The sequence below is a fragment of the Pseudorhodoplanes sinuspersici genome (genome assembly GCF_002119765.1).
In the GTDB taxonomy this organism is placed as follows: Bacteria; Pseudomonadota; Alphaproteobacteria; order Rhizobiales; family Xanthobacteraceae; genus Pseudorhodoplanes; species Pseudorhodoplanes sinuspersici.
The window spans coordinates 2,864,418-2,890,587 of the sequence record NZ_CP021112.1 but is presented as its reverse complement, the minus strand read 5'-3'; the positions used below and the strand labels follow the sequence as shown (position 1 = coordinate 2,890,587).

The window sequence follows — 26,170 nt, the reverse complement described above, 5'->3', positions numbered from 1 at the left end:
GGGCGCGGCGGTGAGATCGATCGTCACCCGACCTCATCGGTATAAACCTGAAACTTGGTCAGCGTGGTGCGCCCAAAGGAATTGGACAGCGGCACGTCGGCGGCATCGCGGCCGCGTCCGACCAGGATGCGGCCGATGCGCGGCGTGTTGTGGCGCGCATCGAAGGTGTACCAGCTTCCGGACAAATAGACTTCGAACCAGGCCGAGAAATCCATCGGCTCATCGACCGGCGGTACGCCGATATCGCCGAGATAGCCGGTGCAATAGCGCGCCGGGATATTCATGCAGCGGCAGAGCGTCACCGCCAGATGCGCGAAGTCGCGGCAGACGCCTTGCCGCTCCTCGTGCACCGAATGCGCGCTCTTGGTCGGCGCAGCGAAGTGATAACCGAAGGTCAGGTGATTGTGCACGTAATCGCAGATCGCCTGCACGCGTTCCCATCCGGGCTTGGTATCCTTGAACAGCGACCAGGCGAGATCGGTCAGCTTGTCAGTCTCGCAATAGCGCGAGCCCATGAGGTAGACGAGGCATTCGTCGGGCAATTGATCGATCGGAAGCTGCATCGCCGTCGGCACCACGACATCCGGCAAACCGGAATCGCGCACCAGCGCGCGGCATGAGATGACCGCGCCACCCGCCGGAAGAACAAGACGGCCGCAGACGTTGCCGAAACCGTCGCGATAGTAGGTGACCGGCGTTTGCGTATCCGTCGTAATGACTTCAGTCCCGACGATATCGGCATGCCGCGACGGATGCACATTGAGCATGATGACCATCGGCGTCGCCAGATCCGCGCCATAGCCGATGTCGTAGCCGATCTTGATCTGCATGCTTGCGTGACTACGCCAAGTGAATTTGGTTTGAAGCTAACCCCAACCTCCGTTCATTCCCGCGTAAGCGGGAATCCAGAACGCTTTGCTCTGGGTCCCCGCTTTCGCGGGGACGAACGGATAAATGTCATCACTCACACAACCTTTACGCCCCCGCCTCCGACACCACGCTGATATTCACTTTCATTTCGAGATGATCCGATGCCTCGCCGGTATAGCTGCCCCAGAGCGGGATCGCCTGCTGCGGCTCGCGCGCGATGGCCACGCGGATGAGATCGCGATTGCCGACAATGCCGTTGGTCGGATCGAATTCGACCCAACCGGCGCTCGGTAGATAGACCTGCACCCAGGCATGGGTCGAGCCGCCGCCGACGCGCTCGTTGCCCGAGCCGCGCACGTGCAGATAGCCGGAGACGAAGCGTGCGGCGTAACCGAGCGAACGCACGGCCTCGATCATGAACAATGCAAAGTCGCGGCAGGTGCCCATGCCGCTGCGCAAGGTTTCAAGCGGCGTCTGCACGCCGGGCTCGTAGCGGCGGCGATAGACGAAATCGCGCTTGATCGCGTGGGTGATGTCGGCGAGCAGATCCTGCGTGCGCATCTGGCCGGTGTTGCGCACGAATTGCCGCGCCCATAATTCGATCTTTCGGTCGGGATCGTCGAAGCTGCGATTGATCGACAATGCGAGATCCGGCATCTCATCGTCGTCATAGGCGAAGGGATGCAGATAGGCGTAATCCTCCGGCGACAGATGCAGGCCCCGGACTGGCCGATGATCCACCTTGACCTTGCTGTCGAACACGAGGCGGTCGGACTGGGCGGCGAATTTCACAATGCCGACAGTGTTGCCGAACACGTCCCTGATCCAGCGGATGGCGGTCGGCGTCGGCTCGATGGTCAGCGCTTCGCCGATCAGCCGCAGGTCATAGCCGTCGCGTGGCCGCAGCATGATACGATGTTCGCCGAAGCTGACCGGCCGGGCGTAGCGATATTCGGTCTTGTGGTGGATCGTCAGGATCGGCATGGCAGACTGGAATTCCCTCCCGTTCTGGAAGAAGCAAGAATCGTGGCAGTTTCTGCCCGTAGCCAAACTGGCGGCCAACTCAAGATATTCCAAGGGCTATGATGGAATCATGCGCGTCCGACTGTTCAATTATTGAGCACAAATCCTGGGCAATTGTAGTTTTTGGGAGGGCAGACCGATGACCGGCCCCTCCCTTCTGGCGCCCGAGGAGCCCGCGGCGGTTGTGGTGCTGCGACCGGAAGGCTCGTCGCCTTTCCTTCTGGTGAGCGACCATGCCGGACGGCGCATCCCGAAAAAGCTCGGCGACCTCGGCGTCTCGGAGAGCGAACTGCGCCGGCACATCGCATACGACGTCGGGATTGAACCGGTGGTGCGCTTCATGGCCGAGGAGCTGGATGCGCCGGCGATCCTGCAGCCCTATTCGCGCCTCGTGATCGACTGCAATCGCCCCTTCCAAGCGCCGACGTCGATAGCGCCGCTGAGCGAGGACACGCCGGTCCCGGGCAACGTCAAACTGACGCGGGGCGAAATCGAAGCGCGGCAGCGCGAGATCTTCGCGCCCTATCACAACGCGATCACCACCGAACTGGACCGGCGCGAGCGCGAGGACTTGCCGGCCTTTCTGGTGGCGATGCATTCCTTCACGCCGGTTTACAAAGGCATGGAGCGGCCGTGGCATTCGGGTGTGCTCTATAACCGCGACTCGCGCTTCGCCGCCTTCATTCTGCGATTGCTCCGCGAGGAAGATGCGATGACCGTCGGCGACAACGAGCCCTATATGGTCAGCGACGACACCGATTACACGATCCCGGTGCATGGCGAGCAGCGCGGCATCCCGCATGTCGCGATCGAGATCCGCCATGACCTGATCGAGACCGAAAGCGATCAGCGCGCTTGGGCAGAGCGCATCTGCCGCATCCTGAAGACGGCGAAAGTGCTGCGCGACGAAAGCTACGGCGTCGGACGATGAGCACGGCGCTGATTTTTACTCAATCCGGCAGAGCCGAGGAGTAACCGAACCGGTCGAAATCCTTTTCGAAGGCGCGGTGGACGCGCCTGGCCAGGGCGTCATCGAAATAATCGCGGCATTGCGAGCGCTTCGACACATTCATCGTGCTTTGCATGGAGCTCTTGCCGCCAGCCATGCGCGTGCCCATGACGTCGCCGCCGACATGCGCCAGCACGCGCTGATAGTCCTGATCGAACGTCTCGGCCTTGCCGATCAGATCGAGTGTGATGCCCGGCATGCTGATGATGTCGTCCTGCAACGACCAGTGCGGATCGATCCGCATCATGCAGGTGGCGATGGCCATCTCGACGAAAACCGGGAACGGCAGCGTGGCATCGCGACCGCGCGGCAAGGTGCGGTCGGTCGCCTTGCGATATGCGAGATAGACATTGACGAAGGCATCACCGCCGACCAGCGGACGGCCCTGAAACTTGTCGGCCCAGCACGACACCAACCGCTCATAAGGATTGCGCACGAAGGAAAAGCGCAGCGTGTCCGGCGCGGTGGCAAGTTTGTAAAATGGCGCGACGCCAACTTTGCTCGGGCTGAGCAGCCCGGATTGTTGCCGCCGGTGCACGGCCTGCAACTCTTCCGCATTGCCATTGGCCAACCGGCTCAATGATTTCTTGATGGTGCTGGACGCGGCTTTCGGCACGCCGACATAGATCAGCCGATGAGCCGGAACGACGTCGATCGTACCATCGGGATGATAGCCGTGCGTCATCAGCGTGGCGAAGAAGCGGTAAGCGTCGGGATTGGTCCACCGCGTCGGCTCGGCCTCGATCCGCCACCGGATGGCCCGCCTGTTGGCCCGAAAGAAACGCTTGAGACGCTGCATCCTAACCCGATCACCAACTCTTAAAGGTCCCGCCCCCACGGAGCCGCCGCCTTGTGGCACACAGATGCGCCTTGCATCAAATTGCTATTCCAGACTGCCGGCGAACCGCTCGGCGAGCCGCTCGCGCCGGAATAATTCCACGACGTGATCGATGAATGCGCGGGTCTTGCCGGGCAACATCGACTTGCTGGGGTAATACAGCGAAATCGAGCCGAGATCGGCATACCAGCGCGGCAACAGGCGGACGAGCGTTCCTTGTGCCAGATGCGGCAAGACATCGGGCATGGCAAGCAGCGCAACGCCGAGGCCGAGTATCGCCGCCCTGCACATCGCCGCCGGATCGTTGAACACAAGGGTCTCAGGCTGCAACGCCGCCATTTCCTCTCCGGCGGCATTGCACATGATGCGCTGATTGATGCGACCGGTGCGCGAGGAACGCAACACAATGCCGTCGAGCGCGGCAAGATCGGATGGATCGACCGGCGTCGTACGGCCTTGCATATAAGCCGGCGACGCGACCGCGACCACATGCAGGGGGGCCAGGAGACGCACCTGCAACGCCAGCGGCAACTCGAAGCCACCGCCAATCGCTGCATCGTAGCCCTCCGCAATCAGATCCACCTGCCTGTTTTCGAAGTGATAGTCCGGACGAATGTGCGGATATTGCCGCATGAAATCCGCAAGCCGCGGAAGGATATAGTCACAGCCGAAAGTCACACTCATGCTGACCTTGAGCATACCGGCCGGCTCGCCCTCGCACGAGGCTTCGGCGATGGCCGCCTGCAGAGCCTCGAGACTACCTCCGATCGCCTGCAGGAAGCGCTCGCCCTCGTCGGTCAGCGCCAGCTTGCGAGTCGAGCGATGAAACAATCGGACGCCCATGTTCCGCTCCAGCATCGCCACATTGCGACTGACCGCCGCAGGGGTCAGGCCGAGGCGCCGAGCGGCGGCGGAGAACCCGCCGAATTCGGCACTTTTGACGAAGGATTCGAGGTTGGCGAGGCTTTCCATCGGCCACCTTCAAATGATGATTGAAAATAATTCTTACTATTACCGGCTAATCCACGATAAATAAACCGGTAGATGGCCTCCACCAATAACGGAGACCCTCATGACCCAAGTCACAGCCAAAGCCGGCCTGAACGCCCTCCTGACCCCCGAAGACTCGATCGTGGTCCTGATCGACCACCAGCCGTTCCAGTTCGCCAACCTGCACAGTCACGAACCGACCGTGGTGATCAACAACGTGATCGGCCTCGCCAAGGCGGCGAAGACGTTCAACGTACCGACCATCCTCACAACGGTCATCGAGCAGCGCGGCGGCTACCTGATCAAGGGTCTGCAGGATGTCTTCCCCGACCAGAAACCGATCGATCGCACCTTCATCAATACGTGGCAGGATAAGAATGTCGTTGACGTCGTGAAGAAGTCCGGCCGCAAGAAGATCGTTATGGCGGCGCTGTGGTCGGAAGTCTGTCTCGCCATGCCGGCAATCCAGGCGGCCGGCGAGGGATATGAAGTTTATGCCGTCACCGATGCCTCCGGCGGTGTGAGCCGCGAATCGCACGACATGGCTGTGCAACGCATGATCATGGCCGGGATCACGCCGATCACCTGGCTGGCTGTGGCCAGCGAATGGCAGCGCGACTGGGCGCGTGAGGCAACGGCCACCGCCCTTGGCGAGGTGCTCACACAACATGCCGGCGGCTCCGGCGTCGCTCTCGCCTGGGAACTGCAATTGCTCGGTCAGGCAACGCGCGCAGCCTGAGTACGGTCTCGGGTCGCTCGTGTTGAGCGGCCCGCGATATCCGCTCCCGGTTCATAAGCATGTTCTGCGTTGCCCCGGACGCCGTGACGGCGTCCGGGGCTGTTCGCGTTACTTCGCCGTCGCCAGCGTTGCCTTCTGGTCATGCGCGCGCTTGATGACATAGGCGCGCAACGCCTCGACATCGTCGGGTTTGAGATAGGTCGCGAACGACACCATGCCGTTCCGCACCATCGCGCCGTCCAGCACGATGGCTTTCCAGGCATCAGCATGCGGCAATGTCTGCGAATAGCGCAGATCCGGCACGACGCCGCCGGACGCAACGGTGTCGCCATGGCAACCGGCGCAATATTGCTGATAATGCGCACGCCCCATGTCCACGACCTCCTGCGGCGCCGTCATCGCCGGCGGATCGATGACGCGGGCCACCGTCGGCAAGGCCGGCAGCGTCCCCTTCGCACCGATCTTGAACGTGAGGATGCGGTTGGTGCCACCGCGCGCCGCCTCCTGCACGAGTTCGCCGGCGAGCAAGGGAATCGCACCACCCCAGCCGGCCGACACGGTGACATATTGTTCGCCGTTCACTTCATAGGTGACGGGCGCAGCGATGATGCCGGTCTGGGCGTGGAAATCCCAAAGCTTCTTACCGTTCGCGGCATCATAGGCAACGAAATAGCCTTTGCCGTTGCCCTGGAAGACGAGACCGCCCGCGGTCGAGAGCAGACCGCCGTTCCATGCGAGCGGATGATCGACGGTCCAGGCCGGCTTGCGCGCGACCGGATCCCACGCCACCAGCTTGCCAACGCTCGATGCGCGGATCGCCTTGCGGATCGCCTCGTCTTCCGGCATGGCCGCCTTCACCGGATCGATGCCGAGATTCCAGACGACACCGGGCCGCTGCACAAACGCCTTTGGATCGATCGGGATATAAGGGAAGCCCGCCTCGATCACCGGGATGTAGACATATCCGGTCTGCGGGCTGTAGCTCATCGGATGCCAGTTATGCGCGCCGCCCGGTCCCGGCAGATAAACGCCCGGCTTGCCGATGGTGCTGTGCCGCGCATCCGGATTTTCGATCGGCCGGCCGGTTTTCGGATCGATGCCTTTCGCCCAGGTGACGGTCGCGTAGGCGTCGCCCGAAATGAATTCACCGGTGGCGCGATCGAGGACGTAGAAGAAGCCGTTCTTCGGCGCCTGCATGATGACCTTGCGGGTCTGTCCGCCGATCTGCAGATCGGCGAGGATCATGTGCTGGGTCGCCGTATAGTCCCAGTCCTCGCCGGGCACGGTCTGGTAATGCCAGACATATTCTCCGGTATCGGGACGGAGCGCGACAATGGACGTCAGGAAGAGATTGTCTCCCTGCCCGTCGCTGCGGATTTTGTAATTCCACGGCGAGCCGTTGCCGACGCCGATATAGAAGAGATCGAGATCGGGATCGTAAGCCATCGAATCCCAGACCGTGCCGCCGCCACCATATTTCCACCAGTCGCCGGCCCAGGTCTTGGCGATCATCTCGACGGTCTTGCTTTCGAACGGCTCTTTCGGATTGCCGGGAACGGTGTAGAAGCGCCACAGCATCTTGCCGTTGTCGGCGTCATAGGCGGAGACATAGCCGCGCACGCCGAATTCCGCGCCGCCATTGCCGATGATGACCTTGCCTTTGACGATGCGCGGCGCGCCGGTGATGGTGTAGTCCTTGCTCTGATCGACGGTGAGCGTCTCCCACACCTTGTTGCCGGTCTTGGCATCGAGCGCGATCAGACGGCCATCATAGGTGCCGACAAAAACCTTGCCGCCCCAGACGGCAACGCCGCGATTGACCACATCGCAGCAGCCCTTGGCGGCATACTGACCTGGGACTTGCGGATCGAACTCCCAGAGCAGTTTGCCGGTCCCCGCATCCAGCGCGAGCACATGGCTCCAGGCTCCGCTGGTGTACATGACACCATCCACCACAATCGGCGTCGCCTCGAGCCCGCGCGCGGTCCGGCTCTTGATCTCATGCGACCATGCGAGACCGAGCTGACCGATATTGCTGGCATCGATCTGCTTGAGCGGGCTGAAGCGCTGCTCGGAATAGGTGCGGCCGTGGCTTAACCAATTGCCCGGCTGCTTGTCGGCATTGACGATGCGGGCACCATCGACGTCGGCGGCCGCTGCGGGTCCGGTCGACACAGGTCCGGTCGATACAAGTCCGGTCAACAGAATGGAAAACGAGCAGAGCGCGAGAAATCCCCGCGCCGGAGGCTGGGTGATCATGGCATCTCCTTCCTGATGCAGGCTCTTTGATCCGCGGCCTGCGTTCAGGAAGTCTATTGCGGAAAATCGCCCAGCGTCTGCCTCTTTTTCATCGTTCGAAATTCTGTGTTGCAATGCACCACGCGTTGTGTTCGATGAGCCCGCCCAACATCAAGCGCGTGACATTATACCTGCAGGACGGTGGGCAAAATTTGCAGACGGTATCGTCCGGCCCCGCGAGATCGGGACCGGCCAGGAGCGATCAATGGACATTTCGAGCATTTCATCGGGACGCAACCCGCCGAAGGATATTCATGCGGTGATCGAGATCCCGCTCGGCGGCGTGCCGGTGAAATACGAGATCGATAAAAGTTCGGGTGCGTTGTTCGTCGACCGCTTCCTGCATACGGCGATGTTCTATCCCGGTAACTACGGATTCATCCCGCAGACGCTCTCCGCCGACGGCGACCCATGCGACGTCATGGTGGTCAGCCAGGTGCCGGTGGTGCCCGGCGCCGTGATCCGCTGCCGTCCCGTCGGCGCGTTGGTGATGGAAGACGAAGCCGGCGGCGACGAGAAGATTCTCGCAGTGCCGGTGGATGCGCTGCATCCATTCTATAACGGCGTGCAGAGCTATAAGGACCTGCCGCAGATCATGTGCGAGCAGATCGCCCACTTCTTCCAGCACTACAAGGATCTGGAAAAGGGCAAATGGGTCACGATCGTGAACTGGCTCGATGCCGAGGGCGCCGAACAACTCGTGATCGACGCGATCGAGCGGGCGAAGAAAGCTTAGTTAGTTTGAGCATGATCCTTTCGGAAAATCATGCTCTCACTATTTCGCTTCGCTTTTCGGCTTCTTGAGCGTGTTGATCAACACGCTCGCCAGCGGCACGATCAAGGTCGGCAACGCGCCGAGGGCAGAATCCATCGGATGCTTCACCGCGTTGCCGAATGCCGCCACTTCGGATTGCAGAAGCCGTGCATCGGCCTGCAAGGCCTGCATCGCCGAGTTGTGAATCTCGTTCGCCAGCTCAAGTTCGCGGCCCGGCTTCTGGCGTGAGGCAATCAGAAACAATATGCCGGCGACGGCGAAATTGATCAGCCCCAGTGTCACGGCTGATGCGATCGCACCCCACACCTGCAGCAATGCGAAATAAGCCGCCAGTTCCAGCATCAGCAGGCCGAACAGGGCGATCAAAGCCGCAGCGGCATTGAAGCCGGACCGCGCCAGCGCATGACGCAGGCGGATATCGGCGATGGCGCTGTCGGCCCGCCAGAGAACACGCAGGTTGTTGATGAAACGGTCCATGATCATCTCGTTCCTATTCGCATGAGCAGACCGCCGACGGCAATGCCGAGCAGGAAGGCGGCAGCGACCGCCGCCACCGGATGATCCGACACGGCCTGTTCGGCGTCATCGACGGCGTCGGTCAGATGTGTCTGTAATTCCCGCACGACGCGCTCGATCTCGCTGCGCATGTCATTGTCGACATACACATCGTCAACGGATGCAGGGCCGCCGCCGTCATCCTCCATGACCGGAACTGGCGACAGCTCTCGCCGCAACGCTTCCAGCTCCTGTTCCATGGTCCTGCCGGCCATGCCTATACGGCCTTGCTGATGCGCTCGTAGGCTGATTTCAGTTCGGAGGCGAGCAACGAGACGGCCGCGCCGACATCCTTGGCGGTGCGGTCAAGCTGTGCCTTCGCCTCGAAATCCTGCCAGCGATGCTCCAATTTCTGCCACTCGTCCTGAACCGCCATCGAGCCCAGATGCGCCTTGACGCGCGCTTCATCGCGCGCCTGCTTCAGATCTGCGACGATCTTTTCGAAGTTCTGCATGATTCTGCCTTTCCTGTCTGTTCGGAGAGACAGAAAAGCACAGTCCTTGGCTGGCGGCTTGATCTGGCGCAAAGTTGGATCGGCGGGAACGAGCGCATTCGCAAGAAAGCCACGATGCGCTCCATCGCGCATCGTGGCTTTCTTTGACCCGGATTGTTCAGACCGGCTGGAAGCCGACCGACTTCAACAACTCAGTGTTGCGGGCGAGATCCTTCTTCGAAAACTCCAGAAATTGCGCTGGCGTTTCCGTCACCGGCTCGATGCCGAGTTTGGCGAGACGGCCTTCCTGCGCGAGCGCCTTGATCGATTCATTGATCGCGGCATTCAGGGTCGTGACGATGTCGGCCGGCATGCCTTTCGGACCCCAGACGCCATACCAGGTGGCTTGTTCGAGACCGGGCAGACCGCTCTCCGCCGCCGTCGGGATATCGGGTGCGAGCGCACTGCGCTTGGCCGACGTGACCGCCAGCCCTCTCACCTGTCCACCCTGCGCCATCGGCAACAACGCCAGCACCGGATCGATCATCAACTGCACATTGCCTGCGGCAACATCGGTCAATCCCGGAGCGGTGCCGCGATAAGGAATGATCATGAGCTTCAACCCGGCCAGCCGGTTGAACGCCACGGTTGCGAGATGTCCCGGCGCACCGAGCGCCGCCGTGGCGAAGGTCCACTTGTCCGGCTGCTTCTTTGCATCAGCGACGACTTCAGCAATCGTCTTTTGCGGCAGCTTCGGCGACATCACCAGCAGCATCGGCGCTTCGCCGACACGCGCGATCGAGGTGAAATCGGCGATCGGATCGTAGGGCGCATTCTTCATCACCTGCTGCGCCATCAGATGCGTCGCCGCCGAGAACAGCAGCGTGTAGCCGTCCGGATCGGCTTGCTTCACTGCACCGCCGCCGACCGCACCATTGGCGCCGCCACGGTTTTCAACGACGACAGTGTAGCCCTTTGTCTCCTTCAGCTTTTCGGCCAGCACGCGCGCGAAGACATCGACCCCGCCGCCGGCCGCGAAAGGAACGACGAGACGAATGGGCCTGTTCGGATAATCCTTCTGCGCGAAGGCATGGCCGGCCGGCAAAGCGCCACCGAGCAGGGCCAGCGAAGACACGACAAACTCACGTCGCCTGAGCATATTTCTCCTCCCGTTGTTGATTATGGCTGTCCCGATCTTTGTGGCTGACGGGCGCGGCATCGTCGGATGCCACACCCGCCGCCTGTCGGGTTAGGCCGCCTCGCGTTGCATCATGCCCGCGTTGCGAACCGCGTCCTTGATCGCCTGCAATTCGGCGCCGACCGGAAGTTTCGTCGGCGGCTGCACCGTCGGCGACTTGAGAATGCCGGCGAGATACATCGCCATCTTCATGCGGGCGTGCGCGTTGCCGGTCGGCTCGCCGCCGCCATAGACGACATCCTTCAGCGGATTGATGCGCTCCTGCAGCGCGGCCGCTGTCTTGAGATCGCCGGCCTGCACTGCCGCATAAAGATCGATGATCATCTGCGGGATGAACGAGGCAAAGCCGACCAATGCCCCATCGACGCCCTGCACCATCGTCGGCAGCAGATATTCGTCGTGACAGGTCAGCACCGTGACCGACGGATCGGCTTCCTTGATGACGCGCAGATCGCGCGCATATTTGTTCATGTCGCGGGTGCCGACCTTCATCGATTTCACCCAGGGAAGTTTGGCCAGCGCCGCCAGCGTTTCGAAACTGTAAGACGCGCGCGTCCAGGACGGATAGATGTGGACGATGATGTCGAGACCCGAGCCCTTGCCGACCGCCGTAAAATAATCGACGACGTTGTCGGGCTGGGTCATGCCGAAACGCAACCACCCATGTGGCGGCATCAGCAAGAGCGCGCTGGCACCAGCCTCGCGCGCCATCACCGCGTGCTCGACCGCTTCGCTGATGCCCTCGCAGCAGATGCCCGAGACGACCGGCACTTTGCCCTTCGCAGCTTCCGCCGCGAGACGCGTCGCCTGCGCGCGTTGCTTTGCGGTCAGCGCGAAGACTTCACCGGTATGACCGTTGGTGACAAGGCCGCCGATTCCCTTGTGGCTGACCAGCCACTCCGCGAAGCGGCGCATCTCCGCTTCGTCGATGTCGAGATTCTGATCGAACGGCAATTGCAATGCCGGCAGAATGCCACGGTATTCCCAAGCCATAACGTTTACTCCCTTTTGTGTGCTTTGGGTTTCAGGATGAAACGGTGGTGCCGCCCGCCTCCAGGGCGCGCGCGACATTGTGGGCGGCGATGCGCAACGGCTCGAGCGCGCGCTTGCGCAAATCATCGGCGGAACTGCGCACGGCCGGCGCCGCGATGCTGATGGCGCCAAGCGCAAAGCCGTCGGGATCAAGCACCGGCGCCGCCAGAATGCGAAGACCCGCGGTGATCACCGAATCCTCGACAACAAAACCGTCGCTGCGGATGCGATCAAGCTTCGGCAGAAGCCGTGCGCGCGTGATCGGCGGCACGATGAAGTTTTCCTGTGCCGGTTGCGCCTCCAGTGTTGCCTTCAGCTTTTGCTCGGGCAGAAAGGCGAGGATCGCCTGGCCGATCGACGAGATGCTGGCCGGAATGCGCGTGCCGATGCGGATATCGACGCCAAGCCGCGTGAAGCCCGCGCGCACCCGCTCGATATAGAGAACATCGCCGCCTTCGAGCACGCCGAAACTCGCCGCTTCGCTCACTTCGTCGACCAGTGAGCGCAGGGTCGGCCGCACCATGGCGCGCAGATCCTTGCGGCCGATGGCATGGAAACCGAGATCGAGCACCTTCAACGTCAGCGCGAAACGTTTGCTGTCGGGAATGCGCGACACATAGCCGAGCGACACCAACGTGTTGAGCATGCGGAAGGTCGTACCCGGATCGAGATCGGACACATCCGCGATCTCGCTGAGCGTCATCTCTTCGGCGCCGCTCGAAAAACTTTCCAGAATGCGGAAGCCCTTGGCGAGCGATTGCACCGAATTGCGTTGATCCTTGTCCGAAGCAGCGGCCTTGGCCGAGCCGGCGCCGGATGCGCCGCGCGCTTTCGCGGGCTTGGTCAGCAAGGATTTGGCCTGTTTCGGCGGCAAGGCGCCTCTCCCTTTTTTCGGATTGCGAAGAATTTTTCGCATTTGTGGGAGGTTAAAACACGGCCGGCGGCGGCTCGTCAAGACGCCGATTTCAGGCGATGAGAATAGTGATTGGTGCGCGCAAAATTTTGCGCAGCCGCAGAAGGCGGATGCGCGTGTGCGATCATCCTGAAAGGACGGCTGTCACCGCCGGCGCGCGAGCGTGAGGCGCAACGCCCTATCGTGACTCTTTCATCGGAGCGTCACTCGCGCCGGCCGCAAGCTTATCCCGTAGCATCCTGTTCTCCGCCTCGAGCTGTTCGAGACGTTGGTTGACCGGCGCCAGGGCTTCGGCAATTTCGCTTTCCGTAAAGCGCGGCGTGATGAATTGCGGGCAATTCCAGTCGAACGCTTCGAGATGCAGCAGCATCACCCGCTCCGCCTTGGCCCGATAGCCGGACGTTGCGACCGCTTGCGTCAGCGCGGGATCATCGTTCAGGCTTCTGGTTTCGATCCGCGCGTAGATTTTCAGACGGCGGCGGCCGGCATAATCCATCAGGAACAGAGATGCGCGATTATCGGCTGCGAGATTGCCGACACTGATATACTGGCGGTTGCCGCGGAAATCGGCGAAGGCGAGCGTCCTGTCGTCGAGCATGCGCAGAAAGCCCTTCGGCCCGCCGCGATGCTGCACATAGGGCCAGCCGGTTTCCGACGCCGTCGCCATGTAGAAGCTGTCGCGTTCGGCAATGAACGTGGCCTCGTTGTCCGTGAAGCGGTCGAACGTGCGGTTGCCTTTGAAATCGGACCAGAGCTCTGCTGCGCCATTGGCTTCCTGGGCTGCTTTCACACTGGGCGTGACGGCGATGTCGAGAAATCCGTAGGACATGATGGCACTCCATTCGAGGCCAACCCGACATAACCCCTACCGAACAAATGCATAATCTGTTATTTTCGGTAATTATCCTCTCGAAACATGAGAGATACATGGACCGCCTCGACGCCATGTCGATCTTCATCGCCGCTGTCGAAGCCGGCAGTTTTTCAGCGGCCAGCCGCAAGCTCGGCGTGCCGCTACCAACGGTCAGCCGCAAGGTCGCCGATCTCGAAGCACATCTGAACACCCGTCTGCTGGTCCGCTCGACACGCAAGCTGGCGCTGACCGATGCCGGCGCCGCCTATCTCGCCGCGTGCAAAAACATTCTCGAACAGGTGGGCGAGGCTGAACGTGCGGCGTCCGGCGAATATGTCTCGCCAAAGGGCGACCTCATCATCGCCGCGCCGATCGTGTTCGGGCGATTGCACGTGCTTCCGGCGGTCAACGATTTCCTGGCGACATTCCCGGACATCAACGTGCAGATGGTGCTGTCGGATCGCAACGCGGACCTGATCGACGATCATATCGACGTGGCGGTGCGGATCGGTGCGCTGTCCGACAGCAGCATGGTGGCGACGCGCGTCGGCTTCGTGCGCCGCGTCGCCTGCGCGAGCCTGGACTTTCTCGCCGCGCATCGCACACCGAAGACGCCGGACGATCTTGCCACCCTGCCCTGCGTCACCTTCGGCAACATGGTGTCAGGCTCATCCTGGATGTTTGCAGCCAAGAACAAGCGTGCCACTCGTCACGTGCCGGTGCAGGCGCGGCTTGCCGTCAATACCGCGGAGGCGGCGCTCGATGCTGCCATTGCCGGCGTCGGCATCACGCAAGTGTTGTCCTATCAGGCGGCGCAGGCGATCAAGGACAAGCGGCTGAAGATCGTGCTGAAGGATTTCGAAGTCGAGCCGCTGCCGATCCATGTGCTTTATCCGGCGCAAACACGGCCGCCGCTCAAGCTGCGCAGCTTTCTGGAATTCGCAGTGCCGCGGCTGCGCAGGTCAGCCGCAGCATAATCAGGCTCCTCGTCCATTTCTCGCCGCGGGTTCGGCAGAAATATCGCTTCGGGCGCCGTCTATTTTGCCTGCGCTGCTCCGCGCAACACCCAAAGGTGGACAGCCGCCAGCACGACCGAGAACAACAGCAGGCCGATTTCAGGACTGTTTGTCCAGGATGGTGCATAGGTCATCGCCGTCCAGATCAGCAGCCGCACGATCAGCGCGAATGCGACCGTGCCCCAGAGCGCGATCTGCTTTGGCGCATGCCATGTCGGTTTTCCGTCCAACCCCCATTGCATCGCAACGCGGTCGCTCTTGATCCGCGGACCGTAATAGAAATTGCACGCAACAATGAATGCGACGGCGAGCCAAAAGGCATAATCGGCGGCCAGCATGAACAGCGTCCCAGGAAAGGCCGCCGAAGTTGGCGGCTTCGTTCGTTCCATAGCGCCGCATTGCAGCGTCCCGCCAGCTCTTTCGCTGCCGGCTGACACCGGCAGCCACTCGCGTCATTCGATCAGGCCGCGATGGCCTGTTTCCATGGATGGTCTGCGAAATACTCGCTCATCATGCGATCGGTGTAATCGACCAGGTTCGTGTAGGTCTCTGCCCTCCGCCGGAGCGGGGAATCGAAAAACGGCGTAAGCAGTCCCGCCAGCACGGCGAATGCGGTGGCGTCTGTGCCGCACGGCCGATCGCCCAACAGATAACGCTTGTTGCCCAGCAATGCCGACAGTGCCATGAGCGAGCGCTCGCCGAGCCAGACGATCTCGTCCGGAAAATGACGGGCGATGCCGACCGCTTTCATCGTCTCGGCCACGCGCGCCTGCACGTCGTTGCGCAGCTTGTCGCGGATCGCCTCCGGTGCGTCGTCGAAGAAATGCGCGGGACCTTTGGCGAAATTGACCGGAACCAACCAGCGGAAATAGCCCGCGGCCCAGCCGAGCTGGTTCTCCAGCATGCGTTCGATCGCCCAGGCCTGCGCGCGGCCGGTCGCGTCCAACCCGCGATCGAAATCGAACCCGTATTTGTTTTCGATATGGGCGCGGATGAAGGTCGTGTCGGCGATCTGCACACCCGCATCTTCGATGAAGGGAAGCTGGCCTTTGGGCGAGGCATCGGGCATCGCCTTTTCCTTGCGATACGGCAGACCCGCCATTTTGAGATGAACCTCTGCCTTGGTGCAGTAGGGGCTGATTTCAGGAAGGCCGAAGCCGGGGCCGAAGCCGTGGAGCGTGATGGTCGAAGCTGTGGTGCTGGTCTGAGGGGCCATGGAACGTCTCTCCTTGCTGATGCTCCGTCCTACTGACATCCTGCTGACAACATGGTGTCAGCAGCGATCGGCTAACCGGATTTCATGAGACGCGCAGACAGGCTTTTCCAGATCATTCAGGCTCTGCGGCGGGCGCGACAGCCGGTGACGGCCGATCAGCTCGCCGCGGAACTCGAGACATCGAAACGCACCATCTATCGCGACATTGCCGACCTGATGGGGCAGCGCGTGCCGGTCCGTGGCGAAGCCGGGATCGGCTATGTGCTGGATGCCGGTTTCGATTTACCGCCGCTGATGCTGACGCCGGACGAGATCGAGGCGGCAGTGCTCGGCGCGCAATGGGTGGCGCGCCGCGCCGACCCGGCTTTGGCGAAGGCGGCCGAAGACCTGATCGCGAAGATCGCAGCATCGGTCCCTGAACGGTTGCGCCCTTACGTGCTCGAGCCGGTGAGCGGTGCACCACCGGCCTGGAAAGCCGTGCCGGATGCGCTCGATATGCCGATGCTCCGCACGCAGATCCGCAATGGCCGCAAGATCGCAATGAGTTATCGCGACGAACAAGGCCGCGAGTCACAGCGCAAGGTGTGGCCGATCACCATCGGCTATCACGACACCGTGCGGCTGTTGATCGCGTGGTGCGAATTGCGCAACGACTTCCGCCATTTCCGCACCGACCGCATCGTCACGACGGAATTTCTCGAGGAGCGCTATCCGGAGCGGCCGGCGGTGTTGCGGAGCAAGTGGCGGCAGAGTTTGGAGAAGATGCACGCGGCGAAGTGCTGAAGTTATCGTCATGCCCGCGCTTGCAGTCAAGCTTTGCGCAGACTGCAGAAACTTGTCTGCGCGGACATCCACGTCTTTTGTCGCAAAGGAAGACGTGGATGGCCGGGACATAGGCGAGCGGAAGCGACGCCGTCCTTCGGACTGCTATGCCCGAAAGACTTTTTGCATCACCCGCCGAGCTTGCCCTTCACCATGCCGCTGGCCTTGGCGAAATCCATCTGGCCGGCGAATTTGCCTTTCAGCAGGCCGACCACCTTGCCCATGTCTTTCATGGCCGATGCGCCGGTTTCGGCGATCGCGGCATCGATGGCGGCGGTCATCTCGGCTTCCGACATCTGCTTGGGCAGATAGGCGGAGATGATCGCGATCTCCTCGCCTTCCTGCTGCGCGAGTTCCGGGCGGCCACCTTTCTCGTACAGTTCCTTCGATTCCTGGCGCTGCTTGATCATCTTCTGCAGCACCGGAAGCAGTTCGGCATCGCCCAGCGTCTTGCCGCTGGCGCGCGCCTCGATGTCGGCATTCTTGAAGGTGGAATTGACGAGGCGCAGCGTCGAGATCTTGCGCTCGTCCTTGGCCTTCATCGCCTCTTTCAGGGCATTGTTGATATCGTCGCGCAGCATGAAGACCTCGTGTCAGTGTGTTGCGGCGCGCGGTCCGAACAGGATCACCACGGCGCCCAGAAAGCAGATGGCGGACCCGAACGCATCCCAGCGGTCGGGTTTTGCTCCCTCCACGGCCCAGAGCCATGCGAGCGAAGCGGCGATATAGACGCCGCCATAGGCCGCATAGGCCCGGCCGGCAAAGGGCGATTCCACCAAAGTCAGGAGATAGGCGAACAGGACGAGGAATACCACGCCCGGAACCAGCCACCAGAACGGCTTTTCCAGCCGGAGCCAGCCCCAGAACGCGAAACAGCCCGCAATTTCGGCCAAAGCCGCGCCTATATACACAAGGACCGACATTAAAGGCTTTCCACTTATTGGCTTTCGCGCCGCATGCGATTATTGAGGCCGCTCATGAGCACATTACACGATTCCGGATGGACCGAGCCAAAGGCGACGGCCCTGCTGGTGCTGGCTGACGGCACCATTCTCGAAGGCGAAGGCCTCGGCGCAACCGGCTCCGCCGTCGGCGAAGTCTGCTTCAACACCGCCATGACCGGATATGAGGAAATCCTCACCGATCCGTCCTATGCCGGGCAGATCATCACCTTCACCTTCCCGCATATCGGCAATGTCGGCACCAACGACGACGATATCGAAACGGTCAACATGGCGGCGACGCCCGGTGCGCGCGGCGTCATCCTGCATTCGTCGATTACCAATCCATCCAATTACCGCGCCACCCGCCACCTCGACCAATGGTTGCGGGCCCGCGGCATTATCGGCCTCGCCGGCATCGATACCCGCGCATTGACCGCCCTCATCCGTGAAAAGGGCATGCCCAACGCCGTGATCGCGCATGAGCCTTCGGCTAAGTTCGACATCGAAGCGCTGAAAAAGGAAGCGCGCGAATGGCCCGGCCTGGAAGGCATGGATCTCGTTCCGATGGTGACGAGCGGCCAGCGCTTCACCTGGGACGAGACCGAGTGGAAATGGAATGAAGGCTATTCCCGCCTCGAGAATCCGGAATTCCATGTGGTCGCAATCGATTACGGCGTGAAGCGCAACATCCTGCGGTTGCTCGCCTCGCAGGGCTGCAAGGTGACCGTGGTGCCGGCCAAGACCTCGGCCGAAGACATCATGGCGCTGAAGCCGGACGGCGTGTTCCTTTCCAACGGCCCGGGCGATCCGGCGGCGACCGGCGAATATGCCGTGCCGGTGATCCAGACCATGATCGAGAGCAGCATGCCGACCTTCGGCATTTGCCTGGGCCATCAAATGCTCGGCATCGCGCTCGGCGGCAGGACGATGAAGATGCATCAGGGCCACCATGGCGCCAATCATCCGGTCAAGGACCTGACCACCGGCAAGGTCGAGATCACCTCGATGAATCACGGCTTTGCGGTGGACAAGGATTCGCTACCGAAGAATGTCGAGCAGACGCACGTATCGCTGTTCGACGGCTCCAATTGCGGCATCGCGCTGAAGGACAAGCCGGTCTTCTCGGTGCAGTATCACCCCGAAGCCTCGCCCGGCCCGCGCGACAGCCATTATCTGTTCAAGCGCTTCGTCGACATGATGCGCGAGCACAAGCGCAAGGCAGCCTGATCGCGGTTACGTGCAGCAATCCCCGCCAGCCTGGACCGGCGGGCATGGCCCCGAACCATAGGAACAGAACACGCAGCAATCGCCGGGCTTGGGCTTGAGGCGAACGCCGCAACCTTTGCAGTCATAGAAGAAGACGCAGGCGTCGGCCGGCATGTCTTCCTGTTCGGCATGGCCGCAGGAGGGGCATGTCAGGATCGATTGATTGACGATCTGGCCCATGGCCCGACATTTTGTGTCATCGCCAAACAGACCGCAACGGCGGAACGCATCGGCCGCGCCCGCGTTCTGGTAAGCCATGCCGAGCGCCGGAACCAAAGTCCGCACTTTTCTGTTCGCCGATGACGGCATCATCCCGAACAATCCGACGTTGCCGCTTGTCCTCTACCCGAACGTCTTCGATCTGACCGACACCAGAGACCCGGCTTCGGTGATCGAGATGACTTTTGCAAAGAATGGCTGGGGCGATGGCTGGCGCAACGGCATCTATCCTTATGTGCACTACCATTCGCGTATCCATGAAGCGCTTGCCGTCGCACGCGGCAAAGCGACGGTCCGGTTCGGCGGCAATCACGGCGAAGAAATCGACATCGCGGCCGGCGATGCGGTCGTGCTGCCCGCCGGTACCGGCCATCATGGCCTGACGACGTCATCCGACTTCGTTCTGATCGGCGCCTATCCGCCAGCCGGCACCTACGATCTTTGTCTCGCCTCGGCGACCGAACGCGCGAAGGCCTTGCAGGCGATTCCAACGGTACCGCTGCCAGACAAGGATCCCATCTTCGGACGAGATGGTCCGTTGCTGCATGCATGGCGATAAGGAGCGCGGCTGCGGGCCGGCATTCGCGCGCATCGCGACAGCAGCGGCATGACCTGTACTGGCATCACCCGCAATTATGGGGCCTGCTGCCCGAGCCGATTCCGAGCGGCATTGCGGTGCCTCCCTGGCCGAAATTCCTGCGCGGCTGCGTCAAATACCGGGAATCTCTCGACCGCGAATGGCCACAGGCGCCGATACACGACAAGGAATATTCGTAAAGCGCGCCGTTGCCCCTTGTCATCCCTGGCAAAGCCGGGGCATCCATTCCTTTGTCCGGCAATTGCCGCATCGCCCGGTCAACATCGGGGATGTCGATGGAGACAGCGTGTCCATGTCCGACTGGGTTTCGTTCTTCGATTCCGACCATTCGATCTATGTGAACGCGCGCCATCGCGAAGTGCATGCCCGCATCACCGGCGACGGCATGATGGCGCATATCACCCGCAGCGACCGCGTGCTGGATTATGGCTGCGGCGAGGCGGCCTATGCCGAGCGCCTCGTCCGCGAAGCCGAGACGCTGACATTATGCGAGGCTGCACCGAATCTCGCCGAAGCGCTGAAGCGGCGCGTGGCGCATGAACGCTACATCGCGGTGATGTCGCCGGACGAAGTTGCCGCGCTGCCGGGCGGTTCATTCGACGTCGTGATCATGCATTCGGTATCGCAATATCTGTCACCCGCGCAGCTCGACACGTTGCTGACGCTGTTTCGGCGGCTGCTGCAGCCGGGCGGAAAATTCGTGATCGGCGATGTGGTGCAGCCGGACACACCGGCCTGGAAGGATGCGCTGGCGCTGCTGCAGTTCGGCTGGCGCGAGGGATTTTTTCTTGCGGCGGTCGCGGGACTGTTTCGGACGGCGCTGTCCGATTACGCAAAGCTGCGCAAGGATGCCGGTCTGTCACGCTACAGCGAGGACGAGATGCGCAAGACGCTCGAACGCGCCGGCTATCGGGCGCACCGGCATGTGCCAAATATCGGCCATCTGCAGACGCGCATGACCTTCGTCGCGATCCCACGTTGATCATGCCTTGACGTTAACCACGCCTGTTGTGGTTAACGATTGGTTTAACTTGATGCCGATCACGCGGCGGTTATCGTGCCCTCGGCTCGGTGGCGGAGCGGCAACGCAGGGGTCGTGCAAGACCTAATAGCCAGGTTCGAATCCTGGCCGAGCCTCCAAATTCCAAGGCGGGACTCGATCGGCACGAGTCCCGCCTTTTATTTGGCAGAGACACCTCATCCCGCGGATAATTTTGTTCGCGCCACAATCCAGAAAGCCATGATGTCCGACATCGCCAAAGACATTCACACCGATCACGTTCTGATCTGCGATGCGGAGGGACCCAAGCTCGCGCATGAACGCGATGCCAACGACCTGCTCAGCGCGGCCTTCGCGCATAGCGCGACGCTGGTGGCGATCCCCGTCGCCCGGCTTGGCGACGACTTTCTGCGCCTTAACACACGGCTCGCCGGTGACGTGGTGCAGAAATTCGCCAATTACAAAGTGCGTCTTGCCATTGTCGGCGACCTCTCGCCACAGATTGCGCAGAGCAAGGCTTTGCACGACTTTGTCTACGAAGCCAATCGCGGGCAGCAGCTCTGGTTCGTGAAGGATATGGCCGAGTTGGAAGCGCGTCTCGCCGGCTGATCAATCCTGCACAGCGCCGACGGTATCGGCCATCTCGGCGCCGCGCCCACCCAGCGGTTTGGCATGACCGACGGTCGTATCACGCGCGGTCTGATGCTCGATCTCGGCATTCAGTTCAGCGCCGATCAGAATGGCAATGGAGGTGAGCCACAGCCACATCATCAGGCCGATACCGGCGCCGAGCGAGCCATAGGTCGCGTTGTAATCGGCGAAGTTCGAGAGATACCATGAGAACAGCGCCGAACCGGCCACCCATAACAGGGTCGCCACCACCGCGCCGACGCTAAGCCAGCGCCATTTCGCTTGGCGCCGGCTCGGCCCAAAGCGGTAAAGCACGGACAGAGCGAACGCGATGACGATCATGATCGCTGGCCAGCGCAACCACGCCACCGCCCATTGTCCCCAACTCTCGATGCCAAGCCAAGAAAACACGAGCGGCAACACGACCACCGCGCCGATGGCGATCAGAAGAAAAGCCAGCACGCCAAGCGTCATCGCCAGCGACAGAAAATTGAGTTTGATGAAGCTGCGCTTCTCGGTCTCGTCATAGATGACATTGAGCGCGTCGATCATCGCCTTCATGCCGGCATTCGCACTCCAGATCGCCAACAACAATCCGACGATGAAGGCCGAACTGAGTTGGCCGCCACCGGCTTGCGCGATGCGCGTGATCTGTTCCTCGACGATACCGAAGGCGCTGGCCGGCATCAGCGCGGCAGCAAAAGCGAGGTGTTTGCCGATGGTCGCCGCGTCCGCGAACAGCGCATAGGACGAAACCAGCGCCGTAATGGCCGGAAACAGAGCCAGCAGGCCGTAAAAAACAACACCGGCGGCGACCGCCAGCAGCCGGTCGTTGCCGATCTCGGCAACGGTGCGCCAGACGATGTCTCGCCAGCCCTCGATCGGGATGTGGACCAAGGAGAGTGCGCGGCGCCCGCGGCCGCGCTCAGCGGCCCGCTGAAGTTGCAGTGCCCGCGGCTCGTCCGACGACCTCGCTTCGCCAAACGGGCGATTGGAGGCGCTCTTACGGGCTGGCGGTATCCCTTTGCGGGGCTTTTCGAAATAGGCCGCCAGCCCGATCGCCGCCGCCAGCGCCAAGCCGCTCACCCAGACCGGAACGCCATGTGGTCGATTTTTCGAGCGCTTGCGGGCGGCCATCGTCCGGTCTCGCTATGCCGCCCTTAGGCATCCTCTTGGACATCTCTTGGGCATGCACCCAACGCAAAGCTGTGGCCAAAGTTGCCGGAATCGGCGTCTTGCGCCTTCCCCCTTCCCCGATTCTGGTCTAGACACCGGCCCGCGCGAGGCCATATGCCTCGGGCCGGGGCACACACGGGACGCGCGCAAAGCGCGCCCTTTTTTTATGTGCCGATAGCGGAGCCGATGCCGAAACGAACCGACATAAAATCGATCCTGATCATTGGCGCGGGCCCTATTGTCATCGGGCAGGCCTGCGAATTCGATTATTCCGGCACGCAGGCCTGCAAGGCTTTGCGCGAAGAAGGCTACCGGATCGTCCTGGTCAACTCCAATCCGGCGACGATCATGACCGACCCGGAATTGGCCGACGCCACCTATATCGAGCCGATCACCCCCGAAATCGTCGCCAGGATCATCGAGAAGGAGCGGCCGGACGCCCTGCTTCCGACCATGGGCGGCCAGACTGCGCTGAATTGCGCGCTGTCGCTGAAGCGCATGGGCGTGCTCGAAAAGTTCAACGTGCAGATGATCGGCGCCACTGCCGAGGCGATCGACAAGGCCGAGGACCGCGAGCTGTTCCGCGAGGCCATGCACAAGATCGGGCTGGAGACGCCGCGTTCTGCACTGGCCAATGCGACCGGCCTCAAACATGCGGATCGCGAGAAGCACACAGCCGAAATCAATGCGATCAAGGCCCGCGGGCTTCCCGCCGCGGAAGAATCGAAGGCGATTGCCGCCTTCGAGGCCACCTGGTCTGCGGGCGATGCCGAGCGCAAGAAGCGCTATATCGAACGCGGTCTGATCGAGGCGCTGGAAGCGCTGTCTGTGATCGGATTGCCGGCGATCATCCGCCCGTCCTTTACGCTGGCCGGTACCGGCGGCGGCATCGCCTACACACGCGAAGAATATCTGGAGATCATCGAGAGCGGGCTCGACGCCTCGCCGACCACCGAAGTGCTGATCGAGGAATCCGTGCTCGGCTGGAAGGAATATGAGATGGAGGTTGTCCGCGACAAGGCGGACAATTGCATCATCATCTGCTCGATCGAAAACCTCGATCCGATGGGCGTTCATACCGGCGATTCGATCACGGTGGCGCCGGCGCTGACGCTGACCGACAAAGAATATCAGATGATGCGCGACGCCTCGGTGGCGGTGCTGCGCGAGATCGGTGTCGAGACCGGCGGATCGAATGTGCAATTCGCGGTCAATCCGGCGGATGGCCGGCTTGTCGTGATCGAAATGAATCCGCGCGTGTCACGCTCCTCGGCGCTGGCCTCGAAGGCGACCGGCTTCCCGATTGCCAAGGTCGCGGCCAAGCTTGCGATCGGTTACACGCTCGACGAGATCGCCAACGACATCACCGGCGGCGCGACGCCCGCCTCGTTCGAACCGACAATCGATTACGTCGTCACCAAGATCCCGCGCTTTGCGTTCGAGAAATTCGCCGGTGCCTCGCAAGTCCTGACCACCTCGATGAAGTCGGTCGGCGAAGCGATGGCAATCGGCCGCACGTTCCAGGAATCGCTGCAGAAGGCCTTGCGTTCGCTGGAAACTGGCCTGACCGGTCTCGACGATATCGCCATCGAAGGCCTGGAAGAAGGCGACGACAAGAACGCGATCCGCGCTGCGCTCGGTACGCCGACGCCGGACCGCCTTTTGAAGGTCGCGCAGGCGATGCGGCTCGGCCAGGATGACGACCTGATCCATGCTGCCTGCAAGATCGATCCGTGGTTCCTCGAACAGATCCGCGGCATCGTCGATATGGAAGCAACGATCAAGGCGAAGGGCTTGCCTTCAACACCGGGCGCCTTGCGCCGGCTGAAGGCCATGGGCTTTTCCGATGCGCGGCTCGCCAAGCTGACTGGGCAAACCACCGCCGAGGTGACGCAGAAACGGCACGCGCTGAATGTCCGCCCGGTGTTCAAGCGCATTGACACCTGCGCCGCCGAATTCGCGTCACCGACGGCGTATATGTATTCGACCTATGAGGCGCCCTTCGCCGGCACGCCGTCCAACGAGGCCGCGCCGTCCGACAAGAAGAAGGTCGTGATCCTCGGCGGCGGGCCGAACCGCATCGGCCAGGGCATCGAGTTCGACTATTGCTGCTGTCATGCCTGCTTCGCGCTGAAAGATGCGGGCTATGAAACCATCATGGTCAACTGCAATCCGGAAACGGTGTCGACCGACTACGACACCTCGGATCGCCTGTATTTCGAACCGCTCACAGCAGAAGACGTCCTTGAAATCATCGATATCGAGCGCAGCAACGGCACGCTGCATGGCGTGATCGTGCAGTTCGGCGGCCAGACGCCGCTGAAGCTGGCCGAAGCGCTGGAAAAAGCGCACGTGCCGATCCTCGGCACCTCGCCCGACATGATCGATCTTGCGGAAGACCGCGACCGCTTCAAGAAGCTGCTCGACAAGCTCGGCCTGAAACAGCCGCAGAATGCGATTGCAACCTCGCCGCAGCAAGCGCGTGAGATTGCCGGCCAGATCGGTTTCCCGATCGTGATCCGTCCGTCTTACGTGCTGGGCGGCCGCGCGATGGAAATCGTGCACGATACGCATCAACTCGATCGCTACTTGCATCGGCTGACCGGCGATCTCGATCGTCCGTCCGAGCTTGTGGTGTCGAAGAAACGGCCGCTGCTGCTCGACCGCTATCTGTCGGATGCCGTCGAGGTCGATGTCGATTGCCTGGCCGACGGCAAGGACACTTTCATCGCCGGCATCATGGAGCATATCGAGGAAGCCGGTGTGCATTCAGGCGACAGCGCCTGCGCGTTGCCGCCGCATTCACTCGATGCCGATCTGATCGCCGAACTGGAACGGCAGACCCGTGCATTGGCGCTGGCGCTGAAAGTCGGCGGGCTGATGAATGTGCAATACGCGATCAAGGACCGCGAGATTTACGTGCTCGAAGTCAATCCGCGCGCCTCGCGGACCGTGCCGTTCGTCGCCAAGGTGATCGGCCTGCCGGTGGCGAAAATCGCCTCGCGGGTCATGGCCGGCGAAAAGCTGGCCAGCTTCAACCTGCAACCACCGCGTTTTGATCATATCGGCGTCAAGGAAGCCGTTTTCCCGTTTGCACGCTTCCCCGGCGTGGATACCGTCCTTGGACCCGAGATGAAGTCCACCGGCGAGGTCATGGGCCTCGACCGGAATTTTGACATCGCCTTTGCCAAGAGCCAGATGGGCGGTGGAACCCGCGTTCCCCGGGCCGGGACGGTGTTCGTATCCGTCCGCGACCAAGACAAGCCGCGGATCACCGAAACCCTGGGGATGCTGTCCGAACTGGGCTTCAAGATCATCGCCACATCGGGAACCAAGCGCTATCTTGATGAGCGAGGGGTCCCGTCGTCCAAGATCAACAAGGTACTGGAAGGCCGGCCCCATATCGTGGATGCGATCAAGAACGGCGAGGTCCAGCTCGTCTTCAATACCACCGAGGGGGCCCAGGCCCTGGCGGACTCCCGATCGCTCCGGGCCGCTGCCCTCTTGCATAAAGTGCCGTACTACACCACTCTTTCCGGGGCCGTCGCGGCGGCCAGAGGAATAAAAGCCTTTCTCGAGGGTGACCTCGAGGTCCGCGCGCTGCAGAATTATTTCGGCAGTCGGAACTGAACCAGACGCCGCTTGGCGTGTTGGTGGCGGTTATTTCTGGACAGGAGTTTCGATCGCGTGCCGGGCAGAATGGCCGGCTTGCGATCAACACTTTTGTCTTTTTTGCGTCTCGCAGCCCGAAAAGGGG

General features: G+C 61.7%; 28 protein-coding genes, 1 tRNA gene and 1 pseudogene. 12 read left to right on the top strand and 18 right to left on the bottom strand.

All coding sequences use genetic code 11. The features are described 5' to 3' along the window. Positions 1 to 23 precede the first annotated feature (23 nt). Both CAK95_RS13940 and CAK95_RS13935 read right to left on the bottom strand, forming a co-directional pair. Positions 24 to 830 (bottom strand): transglutaminase-like domain-containing protein, encoded by an 807-nt coding sequence (locus tag CAK95_RS13940; protein ID WP_086088458.1) that lies wholly within the window; start codon positions 828 to 830, stop codon positions 24 to 26. Positions 831 to 975: 145 nt separating this feature from the next. After that, on the bottom strand, positions 976 to 1,854 hold the full coding sequence (locus CAK95_RS13935) for a transglutaminase family protein (protein WP_086088457.1): 879 nt from the start codon (positions 1,852 to 1,854) through the stop codon (positions 976 to 978). Between the two features lie 178 nt (positions 1,855 to 2,032). Here CAK95_RS13935 and CAK95_RS13930 point away from each other — a divergent pair, with 178 nt between their 5' ends. After that, a complete protein-coding gene (locus CAK95_RS13930; protein ID WP_086088456.1) occupies positions 2,033 to 2,824 on the top strand; it encodes an N-formylglutamate amidohydrolase in 792 nt (263 codons plus the stop codon). A 19-nt stretch (positions 2,825 to 2,843) separates the two neighbouring features. Here CAK95_RS13930 and CAK95_RS13925 read toward each other — a convergent pair whose 3' ends face one another. Both CAK95_RS13925 and CAK95_RS13920 read right to left on the bottom strand, forming a co-directional pair. After that, entirely contained in the window at positions 2,844 to 3,701 is an 858-nt protein-coding gene (locus tag CAK95_RS13925) for a sulfotransferase family protein (protein WP_086088455.1), read from the bottom strand. 84 nt (positions 3,702 to 3,785) lie between these two features. Continuing rightward, complete coding sequence (locus CAK95_RS13920) at positions 3,786 to 4,712, bottom strand: LysR family transcriptional regulator (protein WP_086088454.1); 927 nt, start codon at positions 4,710 to 4,712, stop codon at positions 3,786 to 3,788. 100 nt (positions 4,713 to 4,812) lie between these two features. Here CAK95_RS13920 and CAK95_RS13915 point away from each other — a divergent pair, with 100 nt between their 5' ends. Beyond that, positions 4,813 to 5,469, top strand: coding sequence for a hydrolase (locus CAK95_RS13915; RefSeq protein WP_086088453.1), 657 nt, complete (start codon positions 4,813 to 4,815; stop codon positions 5,467 to 5,469). Positions 5,470 to 5,577: 108 nt separating this feature from the next. On the opposite strand, the gene CAK95_RS13910 is transcribed toward CAK95_RS13915, so the two are convergent. Further along, positions 5,578 to 7,728 carry a PQQ-dependent dehydrogenase, methanol/ethanol family gene (locus CAK95_RS13910; RefSeq protein WP_086088452.1) on the bottom strand — a complete coding sequence of 717 codons (2,151 nt, stop codon included), beginning with the start codon at positions 7,726 to 7,728 and terminating at the stop codon, positions 5,578 to 5,580. Between the two features lie 244 nt (positions 7,729 to 7,972). Here CAK95_RS13910 and ppa point away from each other — a divergent pair, with 244 nt between their 5' ends. Further along, complete coding sequence (ppa, locus tag CAK95_RS13905; RefSeq protein WP_086088451.1) at positions 7,973 to 8,503, top strand: inorganic diphosphatase; 531 nt, start codon at positions 7,973 to 7,975, stop codon at positions 8,501 to 8,503. A gap of 39 nt (positions 8,504 to 8,542) precedes the next feature. On the opposite strand, the gene CAK95_RS13900 is transcribed toward ppa, so the two are convergent. From CAK95_RS13900 to CAK95_RS13870, 7 genes are all read right to left on the bottom strand, one after another. Further along, a complete protein-coding gene (locus CAK95_RS13900) occupies positions 8,543 to 9,019 on the bottom strand; it encodes a phage holin family protein (protein WP_342588008.1) in 477 nt (158 codons plus the stop codon). A gap of 2 nt (positions 9,020 to 9,021) precedes the next feature. After that, a complete protein-coding gene (locus CAK95_RS13895) occupies positions 9,022 to 9,312 on the bottom strand; it encodes a hypothetical protein (protein WP_086088449.1) in 291 nt (96 codons plus the stop codon). A 2-nt stretch (positions 9,313 to 9,314) separates the two neighbouring features. Continuing rightward, positions 9,315 to 9,551: a hypothetical protein gene (locus CAK95_RS29205; protein ID WP_147413663.1), complete on the bottom strand. Its 237-nt coding sequence runs from the start codon at positions 9,549 to 9,551 to the stop codon at positions 9,315 to 9,317. Positions 9,552 to 9,708: 157 nt separating this feature from the next. Beyond that, positions 9,709 to 10,689: a Bug family tripartite tricarboxylate transporter substrate binding protein gene (locus CAK95_RS13885; RefSeq protein WP_086088447.1), complete on the bottom strand. Its 981-nt coding sequence runs from the start codon at positions 10,687 to 10,689 to the stop codon at positions 9,709 to 9,711. Positions 10,690 to 10,779: 90 nt separating this feature from the next. Beyond that, entirely contained in the window at positions 10,780 to 11,721 is a 942-nt protein-coding gene (locus CAK95_RS13880; RefSeq protein WP_086088446.1) for a dihydrodipicolinate synthase family protein, read from the bottom strand. A gap of 31 nt (positions 11,722 to 11,752) precedes the next feature. Continuing rightward, complete coding sequence (locus tag CAK95_RS13875; RefSeq protein ID WP_198343843.1) at positions 11,753 to 12,634, bottom strand: IclR family transcriptional regulator; 882 nt, start codon at positions 12,632 to 12,634, stop codon at positions 11,753 to 11,755. A gap of 217 nt (positions 12,635 to 12,851) precedes the next feature. Next, on the bottom strand, positions 12,852 to 13,502 hold the full coding sequence (locus CAK95_RS13870; protein WP_086088444.1) for a pyridoxamine 5'-phosphate oxidase family protein: 651 nt from the start codon (positions 13,500 to 13,502) through the stop codon (positions 12,852 to 12,854). Between the two features lie 98 nt (positions 13,503 to 13,600). On the opposite strand from CAK95_RS13870, the gene CAK95_RS13865 reads away from it, so the two are divergent. Continuing rightward, positions 13,601 to 14,503: a LysR family transcriptional regulator gene (locus tag CAK95_RS13865; protein ID WP_086088443.1), complete on the top strand. Its 903-nt coding sequence runs from the start codon at positions 13,601 to 13,603 to the stop codon at positions 14,501 to 14,503. 59 nt (positions 14,504 to 14,562) lie between these two features. Here the strand turns inward: CAK95_RS13865 and CAK95_RS13860 are convergent, their stop codons facing one another. After that, complete coding sequence (locus CAK95_RS13860; RefSeq protein WP_086088442.1) at positions 14,563 to 14,931, bottom strand: hypothetical protein; 369 nt, start codon at positions 14,929 to 14,931, stop codon at positions 14,563 to 14,565. Between the two features lie 71 nt (positions 14,932 to 15,002). Next, positions 15,003 to 15,758, bottom strand: coding sequence for a glutathione S-transferase family protein (locus tag CAK95_RS13855; RefSeq protein WP_086088441.1), 756 nt, complete (start codon positions 15,756 to 15,758; stop codon positions 15,003 to 15,005). Positions 15,759 to 15,842: 84 nt separating this feature from the next. On the opposite strand from CAK95_RS13855, the gene CAK95_RS13850 reads away from it, so the two are divergent. Next, on the top strand, positions 15,843 to 16,541 hold the full coding sequence (locus CAK95_RS13850; RefSeq protein WP_086088440.1) for a helix-turn-helix transcriptional regulator: 699 nt from the start codon (positions 15,843 to 15,845) through the stop codon (positions 16,539 to 16,541). 167 nt (positions 16,542 to 16,708) lie between these two features. On the opposite strand, the gene CAK95_RS13845 is transcribed toward CAK95_RS13850, so the two are convergent. Both CAK95_RS13845 and CAK95_RS13840 read right to left on the bottom strand, forming a co-directional pair. After that, positions 16,709 to 17,161 carry a GatB/YqeY domain-containing protein gene (locus tag CAK95_RS13845; protein ID WP_086088439.1) on the bottom strand — a complete coding sequence of 151 codons (453 nt, stop codon included), beginning with the start codon at positions 17,159 to 17,161 and terminating at the stop codon, positions 16,709 to 16,711. Between the two features lie 12 nt (positions 17,162 to 17,173). After that, positions 17,174 to 17,503, bottom strand: coding sequence for a YnfA family protein (locus CAK95_RS13840; RefSeq protein WP_086088438.1), 330 nt, complete (start codon positions 17,501 to 17,503; stop codon positions 17,174 to 17,176). Positions 17,504 to 17,557: 54 nt separating this feature from the next. On the opposite strand from CAK95_RS13840, the gene carA reads away from it, so the two are divergent. Next, positions 17,558 to 18,751 carry a glutamine-hydrolyzing carbamoyl-phosphate synthase small subunit gene (gene carA, locus CAK95_RS13835; RefSeq protein WP_086088437.1) on the top strand — a complete coding sequence of 398 codons (1,194 nt, stop codon included), beginning with the start codon at positions 17,558 to 17,560 and terminating at the stop codon, positions 18,749 to 18,751. 6 nt (positions 18,752 to 18,757) lie between these two features. Here the strand turns inward: carA and CAK95_RS13830 are convergent, their stop codons facing one another. Next, entirely contained in the window at positions 18,758 to 18,970 is a 213-nt protein-coding gene (locus CAK95_RS13830) for a GDCCVxC domain-containing (seleno)protein (RefSeq protein ID WP_183044278.1), read from the bottom strand. Positions 18,971 to 19,046: 76 nt separating this feature from the next. Here CAK95_RS13830 and CAK95_RS13825 point away from each other — a divergent pair, with 76 nt between their 5' ends. The 5 genes and pseudogenes from CAK95_RS13825 to CAK95_RS13805 all read left to right on the top strand — a co-directional run bounded on the left by CAK95_RS13825 (position 19,047) and on the right by CAK95_RS13805 (position 21,216). Further along, a complete protein-coding gene (locus tag CAK95_RS13825) occupies positions 19,047 to 19,568 on the top strand; it encodes a cupin domain-containing protein (protein WP_086088436.1) in 522 nt (173 codons plus the stop codon). A gap of 9 nt (positions 19,569 to 19,577) precedes the next feature. Continuing rightward, positions 19,578 to 19,786: pseudogene (locus tag CAK95_RS13820) on the top strand (hypothetical protein). 113 nt (positions 19,787 to 19,899) lie between these two features. Next, on the top strand, positions 19,900 to 20,589 hold the full coding sequence (locus CAK95_RS13815) for a class I SAM-dependent methyltransferase (RefSeq protein WP_157699622.1): 690 nt from the start codon (positions 19,900 to 19,902) through the stop codon (positions 20,587 to 20,589). Between the two features lie 83 nt (positions 20,590 to 20,672). Next, a tRNA-His gene (locus CAK95_RS13810) sits at positions 20,673 to 20,747 on the top strand. A gap of 103 nt (positions 20,748 to 20,850) precedes the next feature. Then, a complete protein-coding gene (locus tag CAK95_RS13805; protein ID WP_086091408.1) occupies positions 20,851 to 21,216 on the top strand; it encodes a DUF4180 domain-containing protein in 366 nt (121 codons plus the stop codon). Here CAK95_RS13805 and CAK95_RS13800 read toward each other — a convergent pair whose 3' ends face one another. Further along, a complete protein-coding gene (locus tag CAK95_RS13800; RefSeq protein ID WP_086088434.1) occupies positions 21,217 to 22,374 on the bottom strand; it encodes a YihY/virulence factor BrkB family protein in 1,158 nt (385 codons plus the stop codon). Positions 22,375 to 22,527: 153 nt separating this feature from the next. Here CAK95_RS13800 and carB point away from each other — a divergent pair, with 153 nt between their 5' ends. Continuing rightward, positions 22,528 to 26,043, top strand: a complete 3,516-nt coding sequence (carB, locus tag CAK95_RS13795) for a carbamoyl-phosphate synthase large subunit (RefSeq protein ID WP_425349689.1) — start codon at positions 22,528 to 22,530, stop codon at positions 26,041 to 26,043. Positions 26,044 to 26,170 lie beyond the last annotated feature (127 nt).

Excerpts from the sequence above, each read along its gene's own strand:
- CAK95_RS13940 (WP_086088458.1), bottom strand. The coding sequence starts at position 830 with ATGCAGATCAAGATCGGCTACGACATCGGCTATGGCGCGGATCTGGCG.
- CAK95_RS13935 (WP_086088457.1), bottom strand. The coding sequence starts at position 1,854 with ATGCCGATCCTGACGATCCACCACAAGACCGAATATCGCTACGCCCGG.
- CAK95_RS13930 (WP_086088456.1), top strand. The coding sequence starts at position 2,033 with ATGACCGGCCCCTCCCTTCTGGCGCCCGAGGAGCCCGCGGCGGTTGTG.
- CAK95_RS13925 (WP_086088455.1), bottom strand. The coding sequence starts at position 3,701 with ATGCAGCGTCTCAAGCGTTTCTTTCGGGCCAACAGGCGGGCCATCCGG.
- CAK95_RS13920 (WP_086088454.1), bottom strand. The coding sequence starts at position 4,712 with ATGGAAAGCCTCGCCAACCTCGAATCCTTCGTCAAAAGTGCCGAATTC.
- CAK95_RS13915 (WP_086088453.1), top strand. The coding sequence starts at position 4,813 with ATGACCCAAGTCACAGCCAAAGCCGGCCTGAACGCCCTCCTGACCCCC.
- CAK95_RS13910 (WP_086088452.1), bottom strand. The coding sequence starts at position 7,728 with ATGATCACCCAGCCTCCGGCGCGGGGATTTCTCGCGCTCTGCTCGTTT.
- ppa (WP_086088451.1), top strand. The coding sequence starts at position 7,973 with ATGGACATTTCGAGCATTTCATCGGGACGCAACCCGCCGAAGGATATT.
- CAK95_RS13900 (WP_342588008.1), bottom strand. The coding sequence starts at position 9,019 with ATGGACCGTTTCATCAACAACCTGCGTGTTCTCTGGCGGGCCGACAGC.
- CAK95_RS13895 (WP_086088449.1), bottom strand. The coding sequence starts at position 9,312 with ATGGCCGGCAGGACCATGGAACAGGAGCTGGAAGCGTTGCGGCGAGAG.
- CAK95_RS29205 (WP_147413663.1), bottom strand. The coding sequence starts at position 9,551 with ATGCAGAACTTCGAAAAGATCGTCGCAGATCTGAAGCAGGCGCGCGAT.
- CAK95_RS13885 (WP_086088447.1), bottom strand. The coding sequence starts at position 10,689 with ATGCTCAGGCGACGTGAGTTTGTCGTGTCTTCGCTGGCCCTGCTCGGT.
- CAK95_RS13880 (WP_086088446.1), bottom strand. The coding sequence starts at position 11,721 with ATGGCTTGGGAATACCGTGGCATTCTGCCGGCATTGCAATTGCCGTTC.
- CAK95_RS13870 (WP_086088444.1), bottom strand. The coding sequence starts at position 13,502 with ATGTCCTACGGATTTCTCGACATCGCCGTCACGCCCAGTGTGAAAGCA.
- CAK95_RS13865 (WP_086088443.1), top strand. The coding sequence starts at position 13,601 with ATGGACCGCCTCGACGCCATGTCGATCTTCATCGCCGCTGTCGAAGCC.
- CAK95_RS13860 (WP_086088442.1), bottom strand. The coding sequence starts at position 14,931 with ATGGAACGAACGAAGCCGCCAACTTCGGCGGCCTTTCCTGGGACGCTG.
- CAK95_RS13855 (WP_086088441.1), bottom strand. The coding sequence starts at position 15,758 with ATGGCCCCTCAGACCAGCACCACAGCTTCGACCATCACGCTCCACGGC.
- CAK95_RS13850 (WP_086088440.1), top strand. The coding sequence starts at position 15,843 with ATGAGACGCGCAGACAGGCTTTTCCAGATCATTCAGGCTCTGCGGCGG.
- CAK95_RS13845 (WP_086088439.1), bottom strand. The coding sequence starts at position 17,161 with ATGCTGCGCGACGATATCAACAATGCCCTGAAAGAGGCGATGAAGGCC.
- CAK95_RS13840 (WP_086088438.1), bottom strand. The coding sequence starts at position 17,503 with ATGTCGGTCCTTGTGTATATAGGCGCGGCTTTGGCCGAAATTGCGGGC.
- carA (WP_086088437.1), top strand. The coding sequence starts at position 17,558 with ATGAGCACATTACACGATTCCGGATGGACCGAGCCAAAGGCGACGGCC.
- CAK95_RS13830 (WP_183044278.1), bottom strand. The coding sequence starts at position 18,970 with ATGGGCCAGATCGTCAATCAATCGATCCTGACATGCCCCTCCTGCGGC.
- CAK95_RS13825 (WP_086088436.1), top strand. The coding sequence starts at position 19,047 with ATGCCGAGCGCCGGAACCAAAGTCCGCACTTTTCTGTTCGCCGATGAC.
- CAK95_RS13815 (WP_157699622.1), top strand. The coding sequence starts at position 19,900 with ATGTCCGACTGGGTTTCGTTCTTCGATTCCGACCATTCGATCTATGTG.
- CAK95_RS13805 (WP_086091408.1), top strand. The coding sequence starts at position 20,851 with ATGTCCGACATCGCCAAAGACATTCACACCGATCACGTTCTGATCTGC.
- CAK95_RS13800 (WP_086088434.1), bottom strand. The coding sequence starts at position 22,374 with ATGGCCGCCCGCAAGCGCTCGAAAAATCGACCACATGGCGTTCCGGTC.
- carB (WP_425349689.1), top strand. The coding sequence starts at position 22,528 with ATGCCTCGGGCCGGGGCACACACGGGACGCGCGCAAAGCGCGCCCTTT.